This window comes from Legionella longbeachae (assembly GCF_004283175.1).
Lineage (GTDB): Bacteria > Pseudomonadota > Gammaproteobacteria > Legionellales > Legionellaceae > Legionella > Legionella longbeachae.
Genome location: NZ_RXNW01000031.1, coordinates 1 through 4,301, shown reverse-complemented (window position 1 = coordinate 4,301; position 4,301 = coordinate 1). Strand labels below are relative to the sequence as shown.

Here is a 4,301-nt window from a genome sequence, read left to right as displayed (position 1 = left end):
CTAGGCCATATCGAAACTTATACGCCCTAAATTTTTCAATTTGAAAACGATACGTTAACTGGTCTATGACTTTTCATCGAGCAGTCGTTCTTTAACTACTTTATAAACTGATTGCTACTATTTCCTTCCTATTAAAAGTGTATGGCAATATACAAATCAATACCTTTAAAATTGATACGGATCATTTTTTGTTCATCTAAATTAGACGTTAGAAAAGTGTCCTGATTTCTACCCGATTATTGCGCCAAATTAATCGAATCCATATCGAAACGAAGCACCGAGTGCTATTAAAAGGAACATCCTATGAATAAAAAATAATTAATTGCTGCTATCAGCAACACATCCGGACTCAGTAAAACTGACTCAGAAACCGCCTTAAATGCAGTGATTAGCTGCCTCACTGAGTTACTTGCCAAGGGCGATTCCATTGTATTGCCAGGGTTTGCCAGTTTATCGGTGAAAGAGCGCCCTGCTCGCACCGGACGAAACCCATCTATAGGACAACCCATCGAGATTGCTGCCAGTAAAGTGGTGAGCTTTAAGACGGGAACAAAATTAAAAGATGCCATTAACGGCCAATAAATTGGGGAGGTAATGATGGCTCTGGGTATCAACAAAGTCATTTTATTAGGTAATGTGGGCAATGCACCCGAGGTGCGGCAAACAACCGAGGGCAATGCGATTGCAACACTTTCTTTAGCAACCAGTGAAACTTGGAAAGACAAACAAACTGGAGAAAAGAAGGAAGAGTACACAGCTTGTATGGCTACCACCTTTTGGTTGCGGCTAAAGAGGTACGCCTCTTACCCAGCAGCATTATTCAGGCAGTGCTTGAAGAAAAAAATAATGCATTTGAATTAAATCATAATCGGCCAATGCGGCGAGCTGAAATCCTACAACTCAAAGAAGAAATTGAGTTTGACTTATTACCTAAAGCCTTTAGCGTACAAAAAAAGGATTGGTTTTATATCGATACGAACAAACAATGGCTGTTCATCAACAGCGCCAACCCCACTAAAGCCTCTGAAGTCATTACCCTTTTGACTAAAGCTCTGGGTTCACTCGATGCCGCACCACTAATGCCTAATTCTGATTTAAGCACTTTGTTTGCTCGTTGGCTGCATCAGCCTACTTCTTTTCCAGAAGGTCTAATGCTTGCAAAAAGCTAAGTGCTTGTTACCTCCGGAGATGACAAAAGCTACTACACATGTAAGGATATAGAAGAAAACATCGAGGAATTAACTGCTTTACTTGACCAGGGATATACAGTTTCCTCTATTGAACTCATTTGGCAAGAGAGAGTTCAATTTGTTCTAACCAATAACCTCCTGCTAAAACGATTAAAATGTCTTGATTACCTCGACGAGGCGTTCAAAGACAAGGGTAAACTGGATAATAACCAAGAACAATTTGATGCCAATTTTTCGCTTCTTACAGGGGGGCTCAGAGACCTTATCCAGTTTTTAATGGATGCATGTCGTAAAAAAGAAACTGTTATGGTGCAAGAAGAGGCTTGTACTCTTTGAAATCTATCTATGAATAACACATACCTAAGAATTAGAATGATCAATGCAGTGGCATGAATTGATAGCTAACATTGTTTTTACTGGATTTAGGAGAACATAATAAAATGTGGTTCAATAGAGCGGGAACCCCATAAATGAAGATTTACTGCAAAATAAAATCCAAGTAAGTTTATTTTTAAATGCAAAATGGCTCGGTTTAAAAGGACATTTGATAAGCGCCAAGAAATTGTTTAATCATAGTGACTTGATTACTTAACCAATCGGTATTGTTTACAGCGCGAGCCAAGGTAAAAAGTCCAAAAACATTAGCCACTAAAAATGAACTTACTGCTTCACTGTCCAATGATTGGCTTAGCTGATTGTGCTCTTTTCCATAATCTAGTGCTCGGCAAAATAAAGAGCTTAATTCCTCCAGAAAGGCATTAATCACAGCTTTTATAGCGTTTTGGTGAGAAGGTATTTCAGAAGCCGTAGCAATAAAGAAACAGCCATGCTGCAATTTTCCCTGTTTACTGAGCTCAATAAACTGATCAAAGAAAGCAAAGATAGCTTCAATCCCCTGTCCGCTTTGTAAGGGGACAAAGAAATGTCTAGTAAGGTATTCGCGATAACGCTTAAGCATCATCACAAATAGACTTTCTTTCCCTCCAAAATGTTTATAGATCGCGGCCCGACTTAAACCACTTACTTTAACCAGCTCATCAATTGAAGTATTAAAATAGCCTTGTTGCCAAAAAAGATGCATGCTTAAATCTTCAGCTTGCTCTTTAAGGCTTAATATTTCATCAGACATATTAGGTAAGAATGATCGTTCTTGAACAGTAAGAATAATCATTCTATAGTATTAATTCCAGAACTTTTTATCGCCATTGTTTTCATGGTTGATGCAAAAGCCCGAAGAATTATTTATTAGCAAATAAAAGGGATTGGTTATGAGTAATATAGACATCACACCACTGCTACAAGAACTAGGCAATAGAAAAAGAAACCTCCTTGTGATGCATCAAACTCACTTCATGATGAGAGTCCAATGCCCAGTAACTCAATAACACTAGAAAAAAAGCATGCTGAGCAATTGTTTATTGATTATTTGACACTCTTAAACCAAAACTTGTTGTTAAGCATCCCTGCCAATTTTTTATGCTCATTAATAACCTTTATCGGCCTATATGACAGGGCAAATCAAAAATATCTTCTCATCTGGTTTATAACTTCAATAACTGCCTTTATTTTAAATGCATTACTATTTATCTTTAATCGTTCTCACCCCATTAAGTCTACGTATTATTTAAGAATTTTAATCGGTATAACGATTACTTACGGTGCCCTATGGGGCATTGCAGGTTCAGTACTTATCCCTCATAACGATTTGCTCCATCAAATGCTGATTATCTCGATTGTTATCGGTGTTGCATCAGGTGGATTGCACATTCTTCAACCCAATAGAATCGCAAGCCTCTTGTTTTTTATGCTAACCATTCTTCCCTTGAGTTTCTGGCTATTTTATCAAGATACATCGACTTATTTACTGTTGGGAAGCGCCTTATTGATTTATTTTTGCTTTATACTCACAGTCTCTTGGATGGGATATGGTTTTCTTAACAACAATTTTAAATTGCGTTATGAAAACTTAGATTTAATTAATCAATTGGTAAAAACGAATGCCACTTTGGAAGAAAGTGAGTTACGTTTTCGCTCGGCGTTTGACTCTTCTGCGATTGCTATGGCGTTAGTTTCATTAGAAGGTGAATGGTTAAAAGTGAATGAAGCGCTTTGCCAACTTCTAGGATACTCTGAAAAAGAACTATTGAGCACTAACATTCAGGCCATCACCTATCCTGAGGATTTAAATCTCGATTTATATGCAGTGCAACAATTATTGGAAGGAACCATAAAATCCTATCATCTGGAAAAACGCTACGTTCATAAAAACAAGAGCATCATATGGATTTTATTCAGTTGCTCTTTAATCCGTAACTCTGAAAATCAACCGCTTTATATGATTACCCAAATTCAAAATATTGATGCTCAAAAAAAGGCAGAACAAGAACTAAAATACATTGCCTATCATGATGTTTTAACAGGATTGGTAAATAGGAAACAATTAGATATTTCTTTTGAACACGCACTGACTTATGCAAAACGCCACCAAAAACAAATTGCCATCATGTTTTTAGACTTGGATTCTTTTAAAGAAGTAAATGACAGCTTGGGACATGATATCGGGGATAAATTACTCATTGAAATAGGAAAGAGATTAAAGTCCTCTTTACGCGAAACGGACATTATTGCGCGACAAGGTGGGGATGAATTTATAATCGCACTCACTGAGCTGTCCAATATAGAACAGGTGATTAATGTAGCAAACAAAATTCTAACTTCCATAGCAAAAGCAATAACAATAAAAACCCATGAGATCTCGATTACTGCCAGCATTGGCATAAGCCTTTATCCACAACATGGAGATGATTTGTATGCTTTAATTAAACTGGCTGACGAAGCTTTATATGAGGTAAAATCGACAGGGAAAAATAATTTTTTATTATTTTACAAGAGCATGGGTACCTCTTAATAAGAGACATCATGAGCACCAATCTAACACTACCCTATCCTCAGTAACCTTGCATTGTAATTTATTCTTTATATAAATATGATAGATTAAGTCAGATTGATTTTGAGAAAGGATCGATTCCCTCCCTCAAAATTAGTCTAAAAACATAGTACTCCTTACTTTCATTAGGAGAATATATTTTTCACTACGTCGTTATAGCCCAC

The 4,301-nt window shown here is 36.8% G+C and carries 3 protein-coding genes and 2 pseudogenes; 3 read left to right on the top strand and 2 right to left on the bottom strand.

Annotated features, from left to right (window positions below; genetic code table 11):
- Positions 1-287: 287 nt before the first annotated feature.
- A complete protein-coding gene (locus EKG34_RS19080) occupies positions 288-569 on the bottom strand; it encodes a hypothetical protein (RefSeq protein WP_423202636.1) in 282 nt (93 codons plus the stop codon).
- Between the two features lie 28 nt (positions 570-597).
- Between EKG34_RS19080 and ssb the strand changes: the two are divergent.
- Both ssb and rdgC read left to right on the top strand, forming a co-directional pair.
- A pseudogene (ssb, locus tag EKG34_RS18785) lies at positions 598-747 on the top strand (single-stranded DNA-binding protein); the annotation flags it as partial.
- Positions 714-1,526: pseudogene (gene rdgC, locus EKG34_RS18780) on the top strand (recombination-associated protein RdgC). The pseudogenes ssb and rdgC, both read left to right, overlap by 34 nt.
- Positions 1,527-1,722: 196 nt before the next feature.
- Here rdgC and EKG34_RS18025 read toward each other — a convergent pair.
- A complete protein-coding gene (locus EKG34_RS18025) occupies positions 1,723-2,361 on the bottom strand; it encodes a TetR/AcrR family transcriptional regulator (RefSeq protein ID WP_080619736.1) in 639 nt (212 codons plus the stop codon).
- A gap of 195 nt (positions 2,362-2,556) precedes the next feature.
- Between EKG34_RS18025 and EKG34_RS18020 the strand changes: the two genes are divergently transcribed.
- Positions 2,557-4,098, top strand: coding sequence for a GGDEF domain-containing protein (locus EKG34_RS18020; protein WP_080619735.1), 1,542 nt, complete (start codon positions 2,557-2,559; stop codon positions 4,096-4,098).
- The last annotated feature ends 203 nt before the right edge of the window (positions 4,099-4,301 follow it).